Here is a 21,517-nt window from a genome sequence, read left to right as displayed (position 1 = left end):
CGGCGGGGGCCAGAAGCGGCCGGGCTCAGGGACGGCCCGTCAGATAGCCGCCCATGGAGGTGAAGTACTCCGTCGCGGGCATCTCCCGGCCGTCCTCGGTCCGGACACGGGTGACGGCCAGCCCCCGGTTGCGGCCGGTGCGGGCGTCGGCCCCGGCGACGATCACCACGCCGTCGCCCTCGCGGTAGAAGATCCGGCCGGGCGTACCGCCGTAGCGGCCTTCGGACACCACCGAGGCGAGGACCTCCAGCCGCTTGCCCCGGTGGAAGGTGAAGGCGCTGGGGTACGGCTCCGACTGGGCGCGGACCAGGCGTTCGAGGTCCTCGGCCGGCCAGGTCCAGTCGATGCGGACGTCCTCGGCGGACCGCTTGTGGAAGAAGGTGGCCCGGGAACGGTCCTGCGGGGTGAACTCCGTCTGCCCGGCGGCGATGAGGCCGAGTGCGCCGAGGGTGACCGGGGCGATCAGGTCGACGGTCTTGTGGAAGAGGTCGGTGGTGGTGTCCGCCGGTCCGACCGGGACCGCTTCCTGCCGGACGATGTCACCCGCGTCGAGTTCGTCGTTCATCAGGTGCGCGGTGACGCCCACTTCGGACTCCCCGTTGATCAAAGCCCAGATCAGCGGGGAGAAGCCGGCGTACTTCGGCAGCAGCGAGTCATGGACGTTCAGTGTGCCGTGGCGCGGGAGGGCGAAGATCCGCCGAGGGATCCAGGTCCGCCAGTTGTTGGCCACGATGATGTCCGGCTCGGCCTCCTGGAGGCGCGCGAACAGTTCGTCGTCGGGGCGGTTGCGGATGAGCACCGGGACGTCGTGCCGGGCGGCCAGGTCGGCGACGGAGTCGCTCCAGATCTTCTCGTACGCGTGCTCGCTCCGGGGGTGGGTCACGACCAGCACCACGTCGTGCTCGGAGTCCAGGAGGGCTTGCAGGGTGCGGTGGCCCCAGGTCTGGTATCCGAACATGACGACCCGCATGGGGTTCCTCCTCAGAGCAGGGAATGGCCCGCTCAGTAAAGCAAGGCTTACCTTACTACGCAACGAAGCTGACTCCGGAGGCAGTTGAGAGGCTTTCGGCGGCCGCTCGCGGCGCCGCCCTGTCGACAGCTCCATGGGATTAGCTTAGGCTCACCTAAGTTCAGCGGGCCGCTCGATCGGCGTGCTCAGTTCCCGTACCCTTGCGCCCTTTGCGCGCCTGACAGGCGGCTTCCCCGCACGATGGGAGTGACATGTCACCGGTTCACCCTGGCGACGTACCACCCGTCCACGACCTCATTGGCATCGGCTTCGGGCCGTCCAACGTGGCCCTGGCGATCGCGATCAGCGAGCACAACGCCCGCACCGGCACGCAGGACGGCGCACATGTCAGCACACCGGAGCCGGTCAGCGCGCACTTCTTCGAGCAGCAGCCGCGCTTCGGCTGGCACCGGGGGATGCTGATCGACGACGCGACCATGCAGGTGTCCTTCCTCAAGGACCTGGTGACGCTGCGGAACCCGACCAGTGACTACAGCTTCCTCTGCTACCTCAAGGGCAGGGGCCGGCTGGTCGACTTCATCAACCACAAGAACCTCTTCCCGCTGCGGGTGGAGTTCCACGACTACCTGGAATGGGCCGCGGCCAAGGTCTGCACGTCGGTCTCCTACGGTCACGAGGTCGTCGGCGTCACGCCCGTCGTCCGCGACGGAGCCGTGGAGTACCTGGACGTCACCGTCCGCTCCGCGCAGGGGCTGGCGGTCCACCGGGCCCGCAACCTCGTCATCGGAACCGGGCTGCGCCCCCTCCTGCCGGAGGGCGTGGAGCGCGGCGAGCGCGTCTGGCACACCTCCGAACTGCTGGCGAAGGTCGACAGCCTCGAAGGCACCTCGCCCTCCCGGTTCGTCGTCGTGGGCGCCGGTCAGAGCGCCGCGGAGAACGTCGCCTACCTGCACCGGCGCTTCCCCCGGGCCGAGATCTGCGCGGTCTTCTCCCGCTACGGCTACAGCCCTGCCGACGACAGCGGATTCGCCAACCGCATCTTCGACCCGGGCGCCGTCGACGAGTACTTCGCCGCGCCCGAGAGCGTCAAACGCCGGCTGATGGACTACCACGGCAACACCAACTACTCCGTGGTGGACATCGACCTGATCGACGACCTGTACCGGCTGATGTACCAGGAGAAGGTCCTGGGCACCGAACGGCTGCGCTTCCTCAACGTGTCGCGGCTCGCCGACGTCGAGGAGACGCCGGACAAGGTCCGCGCCACCGTGACGTCCCTCGTCACGGGTGAGGAGACCGTCCTGGACGCCGACGTCGTGGTCCTCGCCACCGGCTACAGCCCCGTCGACCCCCTCGGCCTCCTGGACGAGGTCGGGGACCGCTGCCTGCGGGACGAGGAGGGCCGCGTCCGCGTCGAGCGCGACTACCGCATCGCGACCGACCCCGCCCTGCGCTGCGGCATCTACCTCCAGGGGGGTACGGAGCACACACACGGCATCACCTCGGCGCTGCTGTCCAACACGGCTGTCCGGGTGGGCGAGATCCTGGACTCGCTGCTGGACCGGGCCGTCACGGCCGCCTCCGGCGAGGCCCGGCCGGTCGCCGGCCGGGGCGGCGGCACCTCCCACCGCACCGCGGCCCATCCTCCCCGGGCGTGAGCACCCCGCACCGGCGAGTCCGGCCCATGGATCACGAGGGACTGCGTACGTCGACATGAGCACAGCTGTGGTGGAGCGTCCGGCACCGGGAGCCGTGACGGAGGCCCGCCGGCGGCGGGTCGTGGGCCTGGGCGGCCTGGTGGTGGCACTCGCCGCCGCCGGCGCGGTGTCGCTGGCCGTCGGCACGCGCGCCCTGAGCCCCGCCGAGGTGTGGCACGCGCTGTTCGCGGCACCTGATCCCGACCAGGGGCTCACGGGGATCAGGCTCATCGTGCGGACCGTGCGGGTGCCCCGCACGGTGCTCGCCGTCGTCGCGGGCATCGCCCTGGGCGTCGGCGGGGCGCTGATCCAAGGGTTCACGCGCAATCCGGTCGCGGACACGGGCCTGCTCGGCGTGAACAGCGGGGCCTCGTTCGCCGTGGTGACCGTGATCGCCGTGTTCGGCTTCACCGACCCCTTCCAGTACGTCTGGTTCGCCTTCCTCGGGGCGGCGGTCGCGGGTGTGGTCGTCTTCGGGCTGTCGAGCATCGGGCGGGGGGCGGGCAACCCGCTGACCCTCGCCCTGGCGGGGCAGGGGGTCACGGTGTTCCTCGCGGCGATGACCACCGCCGTCGCACTGTCGGACCAGAAGTCGCTGAACGCGCTGAGGTTCTGGAACGCGGGCTCGCCGGCCGGTGTCGGCTTCGACGTGATCCGGCCGGTGGCGGGGTTCGTCGCCGTCGGTCTGGTCCTGGCACTGACCACGCTGCCCTCCCTCAACCTTCTCGACCTGGGCGTCGACGTGGCACGGGGGCTGGGCGTCAACCTCGCGCCGAGCCGGACCGTCGGCATCGTCGCCGTCACCCTGCTGGCGGGCGCCGCGACGGCGGCGTGCGGTCCCATCGCCTTCCTCGGCCTCATGGTGGCCCACGTGGCCCGGTATCTGACCGGGCCCGACTACCGCTGGCTCGTGCCGTACGCGGGGTTGCTCGGAGCACTGGTCCTGCTGGTCTGCGACATCGTGGGCCGACTGGTCGTGCGGCCCGGCGAGTTGGACGCCGGGGTCGTCGTCGCCCTCCTCGGCGCCCCGTTCTTCGCGGTGCTGGTGTGGCGGGGAAGGTTCAGGAGCGCGTGACCGGGACCGAAGTGCGCGTGAACGGGACCGACGTGAGACCGCCGATGCCGCCGGGCGTGCGGGTCGGCCCCCTCTCCTTCGTATGGCGGCCCTGGCCGGTGTGCGTCACGCTGCTGCTGCTGGCGGCGACCTTCCTGGTGTTCTGCCTGTCCCTCAGCATCGGGGACTTCCCCGTGGGTCTGTCCCGGGTGACGGCCACGCTCCTGGGCCGGGGCGAGCGGGTCGACGCGTTCGTCATCATGGACCTGCGGATGCCACGGGCCCTGGCCGGACTCGTCGTCGGGATCGCGCTCGGGGTGTCCGGGGCCCTCACGCAGTCCGTCGCGCGCAACCCGCTGGCCAGCCCGGACGTCCTGGGGATCACGGTGGGCGCCGGAGCGGTGGCGGTCTTCCTGGTGACGGTGTCGGGCGGGGCCGCCGCGGCGGTCGTCAGCTCCGTGGGACTGTCCGCGGCGGCGCTCGCCGGGGGGCTCGGAACGGGACTGCTGGTGTACTTCCTGGCGTGGCGGCGCGGGATCGACGGCTTCCGGCTCATCCTCATCGGGATCTCGGTGAGCGCCGTGATGGAGGCGATCACGACCTGGCTGCTCGTCACCGCGGACATCAGGGACGTCACCCGGGCCCAGGCGTGGCTGGTCGGCTCGCTGGACAGCCGGTCGTGGGACGAGGTCGGGGTGGCACTGCGGGGCACCCTCGTCCTCCTGGCCGTGGTGGCCTGTGCCGCGTTCCAGTTCAAGCCGCTTCATCTCGGCGACGACGTCGCGGCCGGCCTGGGCGTCCGGTACGCGAGGGTGCGGGCGCTCCTGCTGCTGTGCGCGGTGCTGCTGGCCGCGCTGGCGGTGAGCGCGGCGGGCCCCGTGCCGTTCGTCGCGCTGGTGGCCCCCCAGGTGGCGATGCGGCTGACGAGGTACCCGACCCCGCCCATGGTGGCCTCCGGCCTGGTGGGTGCGCTGCTGCTGACCGGCTCGGACCTGGTCGCGCGTACGGCGCTGCCCGTCACCCTCCCGGTGGGCGTGGTCACCGCCGGGATCGGCGGCCCCTTCCTCGTGTACCTGCTGGTGAGGGCGAACCTGCGGTAGAGCAACCGAACAGCCGGAAACAACCGACACAGAGGGGGGCCTGTGGCCGCTCAGCACATCACCGGGACCCGGTCCGGGGCCGACGACACGGCGCGACTGGCGGCCAGGGCCGTCACGGTCGGGTACGGCAGCCGGACCGTCATCGAGAAGCTCGACGTGACGATTCCCCCGGGGGTGGTCACCACGATCATCGGACCCAACGGCTGTGGGAAGTCGACCCTGCTGCGGACCCTGACGCGGCTGCTCAAGCCGGACGGGGGGACGGTCGTGCTCGACGGCGAGGACATCGGCAGACTCAGGACGCGGGAGGTGGCCAGGAAGCTCGGGCTGCTGCCGCAGGCGCCGGTCGCGCCGGACGGGCTGACGGTCGCCGATCTGGTCGCCCGCGGCCGCCACCCGCACCAGAGCTGGCTGCGGCAGTGGTCGTCGGACGACGCGGCCGTGGTGGAGCGGGCGCTGGCCATGACCGGGGTGTCCGAACTGGCGGACCGTCCGGTCGACTCGCTGTCGGGCGGGCAGCGCCAGCGGGTCTGGATCTCCATGACCCTCGCCCAGGGCACCGACCTGCTGCTCCTGGACGAGCCGACCACCTATCTCGACCTGGCGCACGCCATCGACGTACTCGACCTCGTGGACGACCTGCACGAGTCGGGGCGCACCGTGGTCATGGTGCTGCACGACCTCAACCTGGCCACGCGCTACAGCGACAACCTCGTCGTGATGCGGGCGGGGGAGATCCTGGCGCAGGGGCACCCGCGCGACGTGATCACCGCCGAGCTGCTGCGGGAGGCCTTCGGGCTGCGTGCCCGGGTGATCGAGGATCCGGTCGGTGGCCGGCCGCTCGTCGTGCCCATCGGCCGGACGCATGTCCAGCTCAACCCGCCTTCCCCGTAACGGCGATGATGTGATTAGGTTAGCCTAACCTCACTTTGTCGTGAGGTGTGTCCGCCCCGGGTCCGGGGCGTCGCCGACAGCGCGCAAGCAAGGGACTTCCGGATGCCTCTCCACAGAACGACGTTCACCCGGCCGCGGAGGCCGGCGGCGGCACTGGCCGCCCTGCTCCTCGCCGTCGGCCTCCTCGCGGGATGCGGTTCCGGCTCCCCGGACACGGCGGACGACAGCGCCCCGGCCGCGGCCGGCGGTGCGTTCCCGGTCACGGTGGAGCACGCCTTCGGCTCCACGGAGATCACCGAGGCCCCCCGCCGGGTCGTCTCCGTCGGCTACACCGACGACCAGGCCGTCCTGGCGCTCGGCATCAAGCCGGTCGGCATGGTCGACCAGTACCCGAACCCGGCGGGCACGTCCCCCGACATCAACACCCAGTGGCCCTGGGTCAAGGACAAGTGGGGCGGCACCCGCCCCGAGGTCGTCATGAGCAACGGCGACGCGGGCCCCAACTACGAGAAGATCGCGGCCCTGCGGCCCGACCTGATCGTCGCGGTCTACTCCGAGATCGACCGGGACGCCTACGACAAGCTCTCCACCATCGCCCCGACGGTGGGCCGCACCAAGGCCGAGAAGGAACCGTTCAGCGCGCCCTGGCAGGACAACGCGGTCCACATCGCCAAGGCGCTCGGCAAGGAGGCCGAAGGCGCCGGGCTGGTCAAGGGCATCCAGGCCAAGCTCGACGACGCCCGGGAGGCCCACCCGGAGTTCGCGGACCAGACCGCCGTCGCCCTGTCCTGGTACGAGAACTCGGTCGCGCCCTTCACCACCACCGACGTGCGCGGGCGTCTGGTGACCGGCATCGGCTTCAAGGGGGCGACGAAGATCGACGAGATCGCGGGCGGCACGTTCTACACCCGGCTCTCACCCGAGCGCGTCGACCTGGTCGACGTCGACCGCGTCTTCGTCATCAACGACAGGGCGGACCAGGAGGCGCTGAAGAAGTTCGAGCTGTTCGCCAACCTGTCCGCGGCCAGGAACGGGAAGGTGTCCTACCTGCTGGACAGCGAGGGTCCCGCGGTGGGCGCCGCCATGTCCCAGAGCACCCTGCTCTCCCTGCCGTACGCGATCGACGAACTCGTCGAGTCGGTCGGCCCGTGACGTCGTCCGTACCGTCCCGCCCCCGCCCCGCCCGGGCCCGCCCATGAGTACCACCGGCACGCGCGCCGCCCCCGCGGTCCTGGGCACGGCGACCGGAGGAGTGGCCACCCGGTGGGTCGCGGCACACTGCCGCCAGGTGCCCTGGCTGACGGCCGCCACCCTGCTCACCACGGTGGCTGGGGCCGTCCTCCAGGTGCTCCCGGTGCTGCTCCTGGGCCGGGTGGTCGACGCGGTGGCCGAGGGCGCGTCACGCTCGGTCCTGGGCACGGTCGGCGCCTGGCTGGTGGCTGCCGCGCTGCTCGGTGCGGCGGCCACCGCCGTGTCGACGTACCTGATCGGGCGGCTCGGTGCGGATCTCCTCGCCCGGCTGCGGGAGAGCGCCGTCCGGGCGGTCCTCGGGATGCCGAGCGCGCGGATCGAGCAGGCCGGCCGGGGCGATGTGCTCTCCCGGGTCGGCGACGATGTGGCCGTGCTGTCCCGGGGTGTCCGGACGGCGGTCCCCACCGTGTTCACGGCAGGGGTCCTGGTCGCCGTCGCCACGATCGGCATGTTCGGACTGGACTGGCGGCTCGGTCTGGCGGGCGCCGGCGCGCTGCCCGCGTACGGTCTGGCCCTGCGCTGGTACCTGCCCCGGTCCGCCCCGCTCTACCGGAAGCAGCGGGCGGCGCAGGCCGACCGGGCGCAGGCGCTGATCAGTGGACTGAACGGGATCGACACCGTCCGGGCCTACCGCCTGGAGAACGCCTTCCGCGAGAAGGTCACGGCCGAGTCGTGGCGGGTGCGGGATCTCGGCATCGAGGTCTTCCGGTTCTTCGGCCGGTTCGTCGGCCGGGAGAACCGGGCCGAGTTCATCGGGCTGGTCCTGATCCTCGTGGTGGGGTACGCCCTGCTCGATGCCGGCGCGGCCAGTCTCGGTGAGGTGTCGGCGGCCCCTTTGATGTTCCACCGGCTGTTCACGCCGCTGGGCGCCATCATGTTCACCTTCGACGAGGCGCAGAAGTCGGGAGCGAGCCTGACCCGCCTGGTCGGGGTGCTGGGGGAGCGCGCGGACGACCGGCTGGTGGGGGACACCTCCGTCAGGCCGGCGCACGCCCAGCCGTACCCGGTGCGGGTGCGGGGGCTGACGTTCAGCTATCCCGACGCCGAGGAGCCGGTCCTGCGGGACGTCAGTCTGACCATTCCGGCGGGAGGTTCGCTCGCCCTGGTGGGGGCGACGGGCGCCGGCAAGTCCACCCTGGCCGCGCTGATCGCGGGCATCGGCACGCCGCAGGCGGGTTCGGTGCGCGTCGGCACGCGGGATCTCGCCGGTCTCGACGAGGCCGGGGCGCGAGCGCTGGTGAGCATCCTGACGCAGGAGACGCACATCTTCTCCGGTTCGCTCGCCGACGACCTGCGGCTGGCCGCGCCGGAGGTGGACGACGCCGAACTGATGGACGCGTTGCGCGTCGTCGGCGCCGACGGGTGGGCCGAGACCCTGCCCGACGGGCTGGACACCCTGGTGGGCGAGGGCGGCGAGCGGCTCGACGTCACCAAGGTCGCCCAAGTCGCCCTGGCCCGGCTGGTGCTGGGCCGGGCGCCCGTGGTGGTGCTCGACGAGTCGACCGCCGAGGCGGGCAGCGAGGGCGCCGCCGAGCTGGAGCGGGCCGTACTCGCGGCGTGCGCGGGCCGGACCACGCTGTTCGTGGCACACCGGCTGACCCAGGCGATGGCGGCGGACCGGATAGCCGTGCTGGACGCGGGGCGCGTCGTGGAGGAGGGGACCCACGAGGAACTGGTCTCCCTCGGCGGCCGGTACGCGCGACTGTGGCAGGCCTGGCGCGAGGGTAGTTAGGCCAGCCTTACTTAGGTTAGGCTAACCATCTATTCAGGAAAGGTGAGGGGTCTTCGATGACGCAACCGACCACTCGTCAGGTGCTGCTCACCCCGACACGCCTGGCGGGCGTTCGCCGACGGATCGGTGACTACTCCGACAGGACCGTCGCCGAGGCCTGCGCCATCGGGCTGTCGTACTGGGCGACGGGGCTCAGCCCCGACGGCCTGGACCTCGACCCCGCCACCCTGTTCGCCGACGTCCTCCGCTGGGCCGCCCACGGCGGCCGCGCGCCCGGAGGCTGGGAGGCCGGCGTGGACGGGCGGAGCATCGCCGTCCCCGCGGGGGTCGTACCCGCCGAGGCGCAGCTCGCCCTCGACGACCTCGCGGACTTCCCCGACCGGCCGCTCGGCACCGTCGGCCCGGCCGGCGCGGCCGCGAGGGCCGGGCTGCTGGCCGAGTGGAACGACACGTACGCCGAGCGGGTCCGCCCGACCCTGATGGAGATGTTCCGCGAGCAGGCGCGGGCGAGGCCGGACGCCGTCGCCGTCGTGGACGAGCGGCGGACGCTGACCTACCGCCAGGTGGACCAGCTCTCCGCCCAGCTGGCTCACCATCTGGTGCGCCGCGGGCTCACCGCCGAGCAGATCGTCGGCATCTCGCTGCCCCGCTCCGCCGACATGGTGATCGGACTCCTCGGCGTGCTCCGGGCAGGGTGCGCCTTCGTGCCGCTCGACCCGCAATGGCCCGCCGCGCGCCGGACCGTCGTCGTCGAGGACGCCGGCGCCGTGCTGCAGCTCAACGGCTCCGGCGCGTGCGCGCAGGGCGAACCGGAAGCCGTGGCCGTCGACCTCGGCGACTGGCGCTTCGGCGCCGAGCCCGTGGAAGGGTCCGAGGCCACCGTCCCCGGTGCCGCCCTGGCCTACGTCATCTTCACCTCCGGCTCCACCGGCCGCCCCAAGGGCGCGATGATCCGGCACGAGGCGATCAGCGAACGCCTGCTGTGGCAGTCGCAGGAGGTCCTCGGCTTCGGGACTGACGACGCGTCACTCTTCAAGGCCCCGCTGTCCTTCGACATCTCCGTCAACGAGATATTCCTCCCCCTGGTCCGCGGCGGCAGGCTGGTGGTCCTGCGGCCCGGCGGCGAACGCGACCCGCACCACCTGCTGAGCGTCATCGCCGAACAGCGCGTCACCTTCACCTACCTCGTCCCGTCCATGCTGGACGTGCTCCTGGAGATCACCGGCGGCTCCGGGCAACTGGACAGCCTGCGCCATGTCTGGTGCGGCGGCGAGGTGCTGACCCCCGAGCTGTACGAGCGCTTCCGCACCCGGCTCGACATCCCCCTGTACCACGGTTACGGCCCCGCCGAGACGACGATCGGGGTCTCGCACGTCGTCTACCGGGGCGCGGCGGAACGCCTGTCGACCTCGATCGGCAGGGCCAACCCCAACACCCGGCTGTACGTCCTGGACGACGAGCTGCGCCAGGTACCCGTCGGCGTGGGCGGCGAACTGTACGTCGGCGGCTTCCTCCTCGGACGCGGGTACGTCAACGCGCCCGGCCTGACGGCGTCCCGGTTCGTGGCCGACCCCTTCGCCGGGGACGGCTCCCGGCTGTATCGGACCGGTGACCTCGCGCGCTTCGCCCCCGACGGGTCGCTGGACTTCCTCGGCCGGGCCGACAACCAGGTCAAGATCCGCGGCATGCGGCTGGAGATCGAGGACGTCGAGGCCGGACTCGCGGAACACCCCGGGCTGCGCCACACCTGCGTCGTCGCGAAGAAGAACACCGCGGGCGGCACCTACCTGGTGGGCTACGCCATTCCGGCCGCCGGGAGCGAGGACCTGGGCGCGGACGAGATCAGGGAATGGGCTGTCGCCCACATGGTGGAGTACATGGTGCCCACCCACCTCGTCGTCATGCGGGAGTTCCCGCTCACCGCCAACGGCAAGCTCGACCGGGCGGCGCTGCCGGAGCCCGGGACCGGCACCGGCCCACTCGTCGCGCCCGCCACCGAGAACGAGCGCCTCGTGTGCGCGGCGGTGGCCGCGGTGCTGCGGCTGGACGCGGTCGGAGCGGACCAGGACTTCTTCCAGCTCGGCGGAGACAGCATCCTGGCGATCTCGTTGCTGAGCGCGTTGCGCGACGCGGGCCTCCACGTCACGGCACGGCAGATCTTCACCCACAGCGTCGTGGGCGCCCTCGCGGCGGTGGCGAGCCCTGAGGAACCGTCCCCGGTGGAACACGGCGACACGGCGACCGGTCCGGTGGCCGGATCACCCGTCGTGCAGTGGCTCGGCGAGACCACGGACGCCATCGACGGCTTCGTGCAGTCGGTGGTGCTGAACACCCCGGCGGAGCTGACTCCCGCCGCTCTCGACGCGGTCCTCACCGCCGTGGTCCACCGGCACGACATGCTGCGGGCCAGGCTGGTGCGGGGCGACCGCTGGGGCTTCGACGTCCCCGAGGCCGACGGCACCGGCGCGCGGTGGCAGGAGAGCGACCTGGAACCGGACGCGTGCGCCGCGCTCGCCGCCGCCGGGCTCGACCCGGACAACGGCGTGATGCTGCGCGCCGTCTGGCGGCGCGCGTCACGGCAGCTGGTCGTCGTCGTCCACCACGTGGTGATCGACGGCGTGTCCTGGCGGGTACTCACGGGTGACCTGGCCACGGCCTGGCGGCAGTTCGCGGCGGGCGAGCCGATCAGCCTGCCTCCCGTGGGCACCTCGTTCCGGCGCTGGACGCAACTGCTGGAACGCACGGACTTCGGCGCCGACCGAGCCTGCTTCCAGCGCCCGCTGCCCGGACCCGACGCCCCGCTGGGCAGGCGCGCCCTGTCCGCCGCCGACACCGTGGCCCGGGAACGGATCCGGACCGTCGCCGTCGGCCCCGAGATCACGGCCGCGCTGCTCGGCGAGATCCCCGCGGCGTTCCACGCGGGCGTCAACGACGTACTGCTGACCGCGCTCGCCGTCACCCTCACGCGGTGGCGGCGCGACCTCGGGCAGGACCAGACCTTCGCCCACATCGAACTGGAGGGCCACGGCCGCGAAGGCCGTTTCGTGGCGGACACCGCCGGTTACGAACCGGAACTGTCGCGGACCGTGGGCTGGTTCACCACCCTCTTCCCGGTGACGGTGGACCCCGGCCCGGCAACCGATCCCACCGCACCCGAGTACCTGGCCGCCGCCCTCAAGGCGGTCAAGGACGACCTCGCCCGCGTGCCGGGCAACGGCATCTCCTACGGCGCACTGCGCTACCTGGCCGGCACGGCGTTCGACGTCCCCTCACCGCAGGTGCTCTTCAACTACCTGGGCCGCTTCGACCCGTGCACCTCCGAGGACTGGCAGTTCGCCGGTTCCACAGGACAGCTGGGGGAGAAGCGCGACCCGAGGATGCGCCTGCCGCGCGCCCTGGAGTTCAACGCGATCGCCGAACCCGCCCCCACCGGCGGATACGAGCTCGTCACCACGATCTCCTGGCCCGACGGCATGTTCACCGACGAGGACATCACCGCCATCGGCGCGTACTTCCGCAAGGCACTGGCGGGACTGGCCGCACTGGAGCGGGGCGGCCACTCGCCCGGCGACTTCCCCCTGGTGGAGCTCACCCAGGCCGACGTCGACGCCCTGGACGGCCCCGGACTGCGCGACATCCTGCCACTGACCCCCCTGCAGGAGGGCCTGTACTTCCACTCCGTCTTCGACGACGACGCGTCCGGCCGCTACGTCGAGCAGCAGGTGCTGACGCTGGAGGGCGAGGTGGACGCCGACCGCCTCGCGGCGGCGGCCACCCGGCTCCTCACGCTGTACCCGAACCTGGCCGCGCGCTTCACCGCCCTCGCCGACGGCCGTGTGGTCTCCGTCCTGGAGGCCGGCGTCGGCGCACCCTTCACCACACTGGAACGCCCCGGCATCACCGACGCCGGGATCCGCGACCTCGCCGAGCGGGACCGCCGCTCCGGGTTCGACCTGGCCGCCGGCCCCCTGATGCGGTACACGCTCGTCCGCGGGGGCCCGGGGCGCACCGTGCTGGTGCAGACCGTGCACCACATCGTCGCCGACGGCTGGTCGGTGCCGGCGATGCTCCGCGCGCTGCTGGCCGAGTACCACGCGCCGGGAACCGTGTACCCGCTCGGTGGCTTCCCCGACTACGTGCGCTGGCTCGCCGGCCGCGACCACGACGAGAGCGACCGGGTGTGGCGCGACCAGCTCGCCGGGCTTCCCGGCCCGTCGCTGGTCGCCGAGGGCCACACCCCGTCCGACCGGTTCGCCGACACGGCCGTGGAGCCCGCGGACGACATCGACACGGCGGCCCGTGCGGCCGGCGTCCCGCTGAGCGTGGCCGTGCACAGCGCCTGGGCGGTGACCCTGGGCGGCCTCCTGCACACCCGCGACGTGGTGTTCGGCTCGACGGTGTCCGGACGCGACGCGGAGGTGCCCGGCATCGAGGACATGGTGGGCCTGTTCATCAACACGATCCCCGTGCGCGCCCGGTGGGCCGGCTCCACCACGGCCGGGGACCTGCTGACCTCGGTGCGGGAACATCGCAGCGCGGTGCTGCCGCACCAGCACGTCTCTCTGTCCAGGACCGGCCGCCTGGCCGGTGCCGGCGGCCTCTTCGACACCCTGGTGGTGTTCGACGTCCCCACCGAGGTGGAGGAGCTGCGCGGGACCGGCGACGAGCTGGTCGTCACCGGCATCGCGAACGAGGGCGCCCCGCACTACCCGCTGACGCTGGTGGTCGGACGCACCCCCGGCAAGGGCCCGCGCTTCAGCCTGATCTACGACGGCGATCTCCTGCGGGAGGCGGGCGCCCGGGCGATCCTGCACACGTTCACCCGTACCCTCACCGCTCTGCTCACCCGGCCGGACACCCCGGTCGGTGACCTGGTGCCCGAGGAGAGCCCGCGCCCCGGCCCCGTCGCACCGACGACCCTGGGCGGGCTGTTCGACGCCGCGGCGGACCGGGACCCGGCCGCCACCGCGGTCACCCTCTGCCGCCTCGACGGCGGGACGAGGTCCCTGACCTATGGTGAACTCGCCCGGGCGAAGGACGCGTTGGCCTCGGTCCTGCGCGCCGCCGGGGTCGGGCCGGGCGGCCGTGTCGCGGTGGCCCTCCCCCGCTCGCCGGAACAGGTCGTGGCCCTCGTCGCCGTCGTCACCGCCGGAGGCGCGTACGTCCCGCTCGACCTGGCGTACCCGGACGAACGGCTCGCCCACGTCCTCGCCGACGCCGCTCCGCAGGTCGTCCTCGTGGACCGTGAGCAGCGGGACCGCTTCACACGGCTGCTGAGCGGGCCGGCCCGGGTACTCGTGCTGGGAGAGGAACAACCGCACGGGGACGCGCCCGCGCACGGAGAGGTGCCCGCGCACGGGGACGCGCAGCCGCACGGCGACGAGCCCCCGCAGCCCGACCGGCCCTCGTCGCAGGCCGCGGCGACCGGGCCGCAGACCGGCCCGCACGATCCCGCGTACGTGATCTACACCTCCGGATCGACGGGCCGGCCCAAGGGCGTCGTCGTCCCGCACTCCGCCGTGGTGTCGCTGCTCGCGCGCACCCGGCCGGACATGGACTTCGGCCCGCACGACGTGTGGGTCCAGTTCCACTCGTACTCCTTCGACTTCGCGGTCTGGGAGCTGTGGGGCGCACTGGTCCACGGCGCGGAGCTGCTGGTACCGGAGTACGGACTGACGCGCTCCCCGCTGGACTTCCACCGGCTGGTGCGGGAACGGGGGGTGACCGTACTGAACCAGACCCCGTCGGCCTTCCACCAGTTCGCCGAGGCCGACCGGCAGGCCGGTGTGCCGCTCCCCGCACTGCGCCGGATCATCTTCGGCGGCGAGGCCCTCGACCCGGGCCGGCTGCGCCCCTGGGCCGAGCGGCACGGCACCGCGTCGCCCGAGCTGGTCAACATGTACGGCATCACCGAGACCACCGTCCACGTCACCCACCGGGTACTCACCGACGAGGACCTGGACCACGACGTCAGCCCGATCGGCGGCCCGATCCCCGGCCTTGCCACCCATCTGCTCGACGACCGGCTCCGCCCGGTGCCGCCGGGCCGGGTGGGCGCCCTCTACGTCGCCGGGGACCAGCTCTCCCTCGGCTACCTCGGCCGGCACGGGCTCACCGCGGCCCGGTTCGTGGCCGACCCCTTCGCCGGTGACGGATCCCGCATGTACCACACGGGCGACCTCGCCATCCGTACGCTCGACGGCGAGCTGGAGTTCGTCGGACGCGCCGACGACCAGGTGCAGCTCAAGGGTTTCCGCATCGAGCTCGGCGAGGTGGAGGCCGCCGTCAGGGCGGTCGACGGGGTGACCGACGCCGCCGTCACCGTCTCCGCCGACGGCGACCACCTGGTCGCGCACGTCGTGGGCGAACCGCCGGCCGGACTCACCGGTCTCCTGTCCGCGCGCCTGCCCGCCCACATGGTGCCGGCCCGGGTGCTGCGCGCCGACGCCCTGCCCCTGACGGTCAACGGCAAACTGGACCGCACGGCCCTGACCGAGCGTGCCGCCGAGGACGAGCCCCCGGCGGCGGCGCCCGCCGGCTCCGCGCTCGCCGCACTCGTCGGCGTCTTCGCCGGCACACTGCCCGGCTCCGTCCCCGTCGACGCCGACACCGACTTCTTCGTGGCCGGGGGCGACAGCATCGTCGCCATCACCGTGATCAACCGGGCCAGGGCGCTCGGACTGCCCCTCGCGCCACGGGACGTGTTCCTCCTCAGGACACCGCGTGCGCTCGCCGCGCACCTAGGACCTGTACGGAGTCGTCCCGCGACGCCGCGGGACGACTCCGTACAGGCCCTGGCGGCCCACACCGCGCCGCACGCCCCCGCCGGGGACGGGCCGCTGGCACCGACGCCCATCATCCTGCGCCGACGGGACATGGGCGGCCCGCTCGCCCGGTTCGCCCAGGCCAGAGCTCTGGTGGCACCGGAGGGAACCGGCTTGGCCGACGCCCGGCGCGCCGCGGACGCGGTCGTCGCCACGCACCCGGTCCTGCGGCTGCGGCTGCACGTCGAGCACGGCGTGTGGACGCTGCGTACCGGGCCCGCTCGGGAGGTGACCGTGCTCCGGACGGACGCGGCCGGCCCGGCGGCCGCCGCGGAGGAGGCCGCCGGACGCCTCGATCCCGAGGCCGGCGACGTCATCGCCTTCTCCTGGCTGGAGGCGAGCCGCACCCTGGTGGTCACCGTCCACCACCTCGCGGTCGACGCGGTGTCCTGGCTGATCCTGCTGGACGACCTGGCCGCCGCCCTGCGCGGCACCGCCCTCGCACCGCCGACCACGCCGTACGCCGAGTACGCCGAAACCCTGCACACCGGGTCCGCCCTGGTGACCGACCGTCTCGGACACTGGATGGCCACCCTCGGGGCCCCCGCCCTGCTGCCCGGCGCCCAGCCCGGCCCGCTGCGCACGACCACGGTCGTGCTCCCGCCCGACGTGAGCGGACAGGTGACGCGTACCGCGCCGGCCGTACTCGGGCTGGGCCTCACCGAGCTGCTGTGCGGCGCGCTGCGGACCGCGCTGACACACATCCAGACCTCACCCACCGACCTCGCGGTCGAGCTGGAACGGCACGGCCGGGTCCCCGTACGGGAACACCACGACTACACCCGCACGGTCGGCTGGTTCACCTCCATCGCCCCCGTACGGCTCACCGCGCACACCGACCCCGTGGCGGCGGCGCGCGAAGTCACCGCCCGCCAGCCGGACGAACGCGGGCACGTCACCTACGGTCAGCTCAGATACCTCAACCCGCAGACGGCCCCGCTGCTGCGCACCCGCCCGCAGGTGCTGTTCAACTACCTCGGCCGGGGCAGCGAGTCCCACGCGCCGCGCCTGACCGGCGGGGACGGCGACAGCCCCTACGCCGTCGAGGTCAACGCGTGGACCGACGACGCCACCGGAAGCCTGCACGCCGACTTCACCCTCGCGGACGGCATCCCCGACGCGATCACCGCACACTGGCGGAACGCGCTGGAACGCATCGCGGACGCCTCCACCGCCGAGCGCACCGCCCCCGTCACCCCGCTCCAACGCGGCCTGTACTTCCAGGCACAGATGGCGGGGACGGCCGGACACTACGTCGCCCAGAGCTACTTCACCTTCGACCGGCGCCTGGACACCGACGCCCTGGCCGAGGCGATGGCGTACGTGACCGGGCGCCACCCGGCCGTCGGCGCCGGATTCACCACGGACGACGACGGGAACCCGGTGCAGATCCTCGCAGCCGGCCGGCGGGTGCCCGTCCGCACGGCCGTCCCACGGACGGAGGCGGACGTCGACGCCCTGCGCGCCCAGGATCGCGACACCGGATTCGACCCCGGCGAACCGCCCCTGATCCGGCTGACCGTACTGCGGCTGCCCGAGGGCCGCGACGGCCTGCTGCTCAGCTACCACCTGCTGCTGTGGGACGGGTGGTCCCGCGAGATCGTGCTGCGGGACCTGTTCGACGCCTACCGGGCGGCCGTGGCGGGCGAGCCACTGGTCCCGGTCCCGCTCACGCCGGGCTTCGAGGACTACGCCCGTACGCTCGCCGCCAAGGACGCCGCCGCGGCGGAACGCTTCTGGGCCGGGCACCTGGCCGGCCTCACCGGCCCCACGCTGCTCGCCGGACCGGAGCCCGCCCTCCCGGACGACCTGCCGCGCGCCCTCGTGCACACGCTCTCCGCCGAGCGGTCGACGCTCCTGAGGGACGCGGCCAAGGCGCACGGCGTCACGCTGAACACCGTACTGACCGGCGCCTTCGGCCTGCTGCTCGGCGCGCACACCGGCCGCGGCGACGCGGTGTTCGGCGTGACGGTCTCCGGCCGGGAGGGCGAGGGCCTCTCCGGCATCGTCGGTGTGCTCCTCAACACCGTGCCCCTCTGGACCCGGCCACGGCCGGGCGACACGGTGGGGGAGTACCTGTCGGCCGTCCAGGCGGCCCGCGTCGAGGCCATGGAGCACGAGCACCTGGGACTCGGCGAGATCCAGCGGGCCAGTGGGCACGACAGCCTGTTCGACAACCTCTTCGTCCTCCAGAACTTCCTGGACCTGGAGGCGTTCGCCGAGATGCACACCCGCCACGGCATCACCTCCGTGACGGCGGAGGACTCGACGCACTACCCGTTCACCTGGGTCGTCACCCCCGGCGAGCGGCTCACGGTCAAGCTGGAGTACCGCGACGACGACACCGCCCACGCCCGCCGTCTCCTCGACGACTACCTGCGCGTCCTCGACGACGTGGCCCTCTCGACCGGGCCGGTGGGGGCGCTGAAGGGGCTGGGGCCGGAGCCCGAACCGACGGAGCGCACCGACATCGGCACGGACACCGTCGTCGACCGGTTCGACCGGGCCGCGGACCGCGACCCGCACCGGATCGCCCTCGTCGCCCACGGATCGACCCTGACGTTCGCCGGACTCCGGGACCGCAGCCGGGCGCTGGCCGGGGTCCTCGCCGGCCGCGGCCTCGGGCCGGAGACGACGGTGGGCCTCGCGATCCCCCGGTCCCTCGACTCCATCGTGGCGCTGTTCGCGGTCCTGCGCGTCGGCGCCGCGTACGTGCCGCTGGAGCTGGACCACCCGGACCAGCGGATCGCCGCCGTCGTCGGCCACGCACGGCCGGACGTGATCCTCACCGTCAGCGCCGTGTCCCCCCGGCTGACCGGCGAACTGATCGAGCTCGACCGCCCGCTGCCCGAGGCCCGCCCGTACGTGACGTTCGCCCCGGACGACCCGGACCGCCTGCGGCACCCCGCGTACACGATCTACACCTCCGGATCCACCGGAGAGCCCAAGGGCGTGGTGACCGAGTACGCGGGACTCACCAACATGCTGGTCAACCATCAGCGCCGGATCTTCGCGCCGGTGCTGGCCGGGCACGGCGACCGGGTCTTCCGGATCGCCCACACCGTGTCGTTCGCGTTCGACATGTCGTGGGAGGAACTGCTGTGGCTCGCCGACGGCCACGAGGTGCACATCTGCGACGAGGAACTGCGCCGCGACGCGCCCCGGCTGGTCGAGTACTGCGCCGAGCACGGGATCGACGTCGTCAACGTGACCCCGACCTACGCACAGCACCTGGTGGCCGAGGGGCTGCTCGACGACCCCGCGCGGCGGCCGGCGCTGGTGCTGCTCGGCGGCGAGGCCGTCCCCCCGGCGCTGTGGCGGAGGCTCGCCGAGACCGAGGGGACGGCCGGCTACAACCTCTACGGCCCCACCGAGTACACCATCAACACCCTGGGGGCCGGCACCTTCGAGTGCGCCGACCCGGTGGTGGGCGTGCCCATCGACAACACCGACGTGTACGTGCTGGACCCGTGGCTGCGGCCGCTGCCCGACGGCGTCCCGGGTGAGCTGTACGTGTCGGGGACCGGTATCGCGCGGGGCTACCTCGGGCAGCCCGGCCGGACCGCGGACCGGTTCGTGGCATGCCCCTTCGGCGGGCCGGGCGAGCGCATGTACCGCACGGGGGACCTGGTGGTCCGGCGCCCCGACGGGCACCTGATGTACCTGGGCCGCACCGATCAGCAGGTCAAGATCCGGGGACACCGGGTCGAACCCGGCGAGGTGGAGGCCGCGTTCGCGGCGCACTCGGCGGTACGGTTCGCCGCCGCGGTCGCCCAGCCCGACCCGCAGGCCGACGGCGCGTACCGGCTGGCCGCCTACCTCGTCCTGGACGGCGCCCCCTTGGCGGCGGTCGCGGCCGAAGTGTGCGCCGGGCTCCCGGACTTCCTGCGCCCGACGCACTACGCCCAGGTCGACGGCATCCCGCTGACGGTGAACGGAAAAGCCGACACGAAGACCCTGCCGGAGGCCAGACCGCTGGGCGTGCTGACCACGGGAGGCGAGCGCGGACCCGGGACCGGTACGGAGACGCTGGTCTGCGAGTTCTTCGCCGAGGCGCTGGACCTGGACGACGAGGAGGTGAGCGCGGTGAGCGACTTCGTGCTGCTCGGAGGGCACTCCATGCTGGCGGTGCGGCTGATCGGGCTGCTCCGCCGGGAGTTCGGCCCCGTGATCACGATTCGTGACCTGCTCACCCTGCGAACCCCGGAAGCGATTGCCCGTCACCTCGATGACCACTGACACGCGAGGGCCCCGCACGGGCTCCGACATCCTGCGGACCGCCCTGCGCCGGAACCTCGGCGCGATGACGTCGGGTACCGCCCTCATGGGCCTGTACCAGGCCGCCGAGACCGCCTTCCCCATCGCGCTCGGCCTCATCGTCGAGCACACGATGCGGGACCGGAACCTGGGCTCGCTCGGACTCTCGATCGCGGCGCTGGCCGTGATCATCACGACGGTGTCGCTGTCCTGGCGGTTCGGGATGCGCATCCTGCAGAAGGCCAACACGACCGAGGCACACCGCTGGCGGGTACGGGTCGCGGCCTGCGGGCTCCAGCCGGTGCCCAGGGACGTCGGCCTGAAGTCCGGCGAGGTGCTGACCATCGCCACCGAGGACGCCGACCAGACGGCCGACATCATCGAGGTGGTCCCTCTGCTGATCAGCTCCCTGGTCGCGGTGCTGGTCGCGGCGGTCGCGCTGGGCCTGGCCGACGTCCGGCTCGGCCTGCTCGTGATCGTGGGGACCGTCGCGATCCTCTCCGTCCTGAGCGTCATGTCACGGCGGATCGGCTCCAGCACCCGCGAACAGCAGGCACGGGTCGCCCGGGCCGGCGCGAAGGTCGCCGACCTGATCACCGGCCTGCGCCCGCTGCACGGTTTCGGCGGCAACCACGCGGCGTTCCGCTCCTACCGGACGCTCAGCACCGAGGCGAAGCACCAGGCGGTCACCGTCGCCAGGGTGAACGGCGTGTACGCGGGCACGGCCCTGGCTCTCAACGCGGTCCTGGCCGCCGCCGTGACCCTGAGCGCGGGCCTGCTCGCGTTCGAGGGCCGGATCACCCTCGGGGCGCTCGTGATGGCCGTGGGGCTGGCGCAGTTCATCATGGAGCCGCTCAAGCTGTTCTCGGAGATGCCGAAGTACGTGATGACAGCGCGCGCGTCGGCCGACCGCATGGCCCTCGTCCTGGCCGCGCCGCCGGTATCCGCCCCGGGCTCCGGGCGGCCGGCCGCCGGGGGAGACCTGGAGATCGACGGTGTCCGGTACGGCTCCCTGCGCGGGCTGAAGTTCCAGGTGCAAGCAGGGGAGTTCGTGGCGATCACCGCCTATCAGCCGCGCGCAGCGGCCGACCTGGCGTCGGTCCTTGCCGTGAACACCCCACCGGAGGCGTACGACGGGGTGGTCCGGGTGAGCGGGCGGGAGATCGGGGACCTGCCGGTCGAGGCGGTCCGCGCGCACATGCTCGTCAACCCGTACGACGGTGAGATCTTCGCGGGCACGCTCCGCACGAACATCGATCCCTCGGGCACCAGCCGGACGGTCCCCGAGGCCGTGGAGGCGTCCATGCTCACCGATGTCGTCGCCCTCCACCGTGACGGGCTCGACCACGCTGTCCGTGACCGCGGCGCGAACCTGTCCGGTGGTCAGCGCCAGCGCCTGTCCCTGGCCCGCGCCCTCGCCGCCGACACCGACGTCCTGGTCCTGCACGACCCGACGACGGCGGTCGACGCCGTCACCGAGCAGATCGTCGCGCGCAACATCGCCGCCCTGCGCCGGGGCCGCACCACCGTGGTGATCACCAGCAGCCCCGCCCTCCTGGACGCCGCCGACCGTGTCCTCGTCCTGGACGAGGGGGCCGTCATCGCGGAGGGCACCCATCGCAACCTCCTGGCCACGGACGAGGGTTACTGCCTGGCCGTGGCTCGCTGAGCCGCCCGGCCGGGTGTCCCGGGGGGAGGCCCCCGGGACACCCGGCCCTCCCCTTCGGCCGCCCGTCCC

At 72.9% G+C, this 21,517-nt stretch carries 9 protein-coding genes; 8 read left to right on the top strand and 1 reads right to left on the bottom strand.

Annotated elements, in window-relative coordinates; all coding sequences use genetic code 11:
• Positions 1-25: 25 nt before the first annotated feature.
• On the bottom strand, positions 26-970 hold the full coding sequence (locus ACH4VO_RS07385; RefSeq protein WP_360985027.1) for a methionyl-tRNA formyltransferase: 945 nt from the start codon (positions 968-970) through the stop codon (positions 26-28).
• Between the two features lie 251 nt (positions 971-1,221).
• Between ACH4VO_RS07385 and ACH4VO_RS07380 the strand changes: the two genes are divergently transcribed.
• The 8 genes from ACH4VO_RS07380 to ACH4VO_RS07345 all read left to right on the top strand — a co-directional run bounded on the left by ACH4VO_RS07380 (position 1,222) and on the right by ACH4VO_RS07345 (position 21,448).
• A complete protein-coding gene (locus tag ACH4VO_RS07380) occupies positions 1,222-2,628 on the top strand; it encodes a SidA/IucD/PvdA family monooxygenase (RefSeq protein ID WP_360985030.1) in 1,407 nt (468 codons plus the stop codon).
• Between the two features lie 55 nt (positions 2,629-2,683).
• Positions 2,684-3,742 (top strand): iron ABC transporter permease, encoded by a 1,059-nt coding sequence (locus tag ACH4VO_RS07375; RefSeq protein WP_360985033.1) that lies wholly within the window; start codon positions 2,684-2,686, stop codon positions 3,740-3,742.
• A gap of 17 nt (positions 3,743-3,759) precedes the next feature.
• Complete coding sequence (locus tag ACH4VO_RS07370) at positions 3,760-4,821, top strand: iron ABC transporter permease (protein ID WP_360985096.1); 1,062 nt, start codon at positions 3,760-3,762, stop codon at positions 4,819-4,821.
• Positions 4,822-4,863: 42 nt separating this feature from the next.
• Entirely contained in the window at positions 4,864-5,715 is an 852-nt protein-coding gene (locus ACH4VO_RS07365; RefSeq protein WP_360985036.1) for an ABC transporter ATP-binding protein, read from the top strand.
• Positions 5,716-5,817: 102 nt separating this feature from the next.
• Positions 5,818-6,867 carry an iron-siderophore ABC transporter substrate-binding protein gene (locus tag ACH4VO_RS07360; RefSeq protein ID WP_360985039.1) on the top strand — a complete coding sequence of 350 codons (1,050 nt, stop codon included), beginning with the start codon at positions 5,818-5,820 and terminating at the stop codon, positions 6,865-6,867.
• Positions 6,868-6,910: 43 nt separating this feature from the next.
• On the top strand, positions 6,911-8,698 hold the full coding sequence (locus ACH4VO_RS07355; RefSeq protein ID WP_360985042.1) for an ABC transporter ATP-binding protein: 1,788 nt from the start codon (positions 6,911-6,913) through the stop codon (positions 8,696-8,698).
• Between the two features lie 56 nt (positions 8,699-8,754).
• Positions 8,755-19,761 carry an amino acid adenylation domain-containing protein gene (locus tag ACH4VO_RS07350; RefSeq protein ID WP_398440890.1) on the top strand — a complete coding sequence of 3,669 codons (11,007 nt, stop codon included), beginning with the start codon at positions 8,755-8,757 and terminating at the stop codon, positions 19,759-19,761.
• Positions 19,751-21,448 carry an ABC transporter ATP-binding protein gene (locus ACH4VO_RS07345; RefSeq protein ID WP_360988842.1) on the top strand — a complete coding sequence of 566 codons (1,698 nt, stop codon included), beginning with the start codon at positions 19,751-19,753 and terminating at the stop codon, positions 21,446-21,448. Before ACH4VO_RS07350 ends, ACH4VO_RS07345 begins: the two co-directional genes overlap by 11 nt.
• Positions 21,449-21,517 lie beyond the last annotated feature (69 nt).

Origin of the sequence: Streptomyces sp. NPDC020780 (assembly GCF_044334475.1) — a bacterium.
GTDB lineage: Bacteria > Actinomycetota > Actinomycetes > Streptomycetales > Streptomycetaceae > Streptomyces.
This window is presented reverse-complemented; position numbering and strand designations above follow the sequence as displayed.

Bases quoted from the DNA above. Each gene is read 5' to 3' on its own strand.
- ACH4VO_RS07385 (WP_360985027.1), bottom strand. From the start codon at position 970: ATGCGGGTCGTCATGTTCGGATACCAGACCTGGGGCCACCGCACCCTG.
- ACH4VO_RS07380 (WP_360985030.1), top strand. From the start codon at position 1,222: ATGTCACCGGTTCACCCTGGCGACGTACCACCCGTCCACGACCTCATT.
- ACH4VO_RS07375 (WP_360985033.1), top strand. From the start codon at position 2,684: ATGAGCACAGCTGTGGTGGAGCGTCCGGCACCGGGAGCCGTGACGGAG.
- ACH4VO_RS07360 (WP_360985039.1), top strand. From the start codon at position 5,818: ATGCCTCTCCACAGAACGACGTTCACCCGGCCGCGGAGGCCGGCGGCG.
- ACH4VO_RS07355 (WP_360985042.1), top strand. From the start codon at position 6,911: ATGAGTACCACCGGCACGCGCGCCGCCCCCGCGGTCCTGGGCACGGCG.
- ACH4VO_RS07350 (WP_398440890.1), top strand. From the start codon at position 8,755: ATGACGCAACCGACCACTCGTCAGGTGCTGCTCACCCCGACACGCCTG.
- ACH4VO_RS07345 (WP_360988842.1), top strand. From the start codon at position 19,751: ATGACCACTGACACGCGAGGGCCCCGCACGGGCTCCGACATCCTGCGG.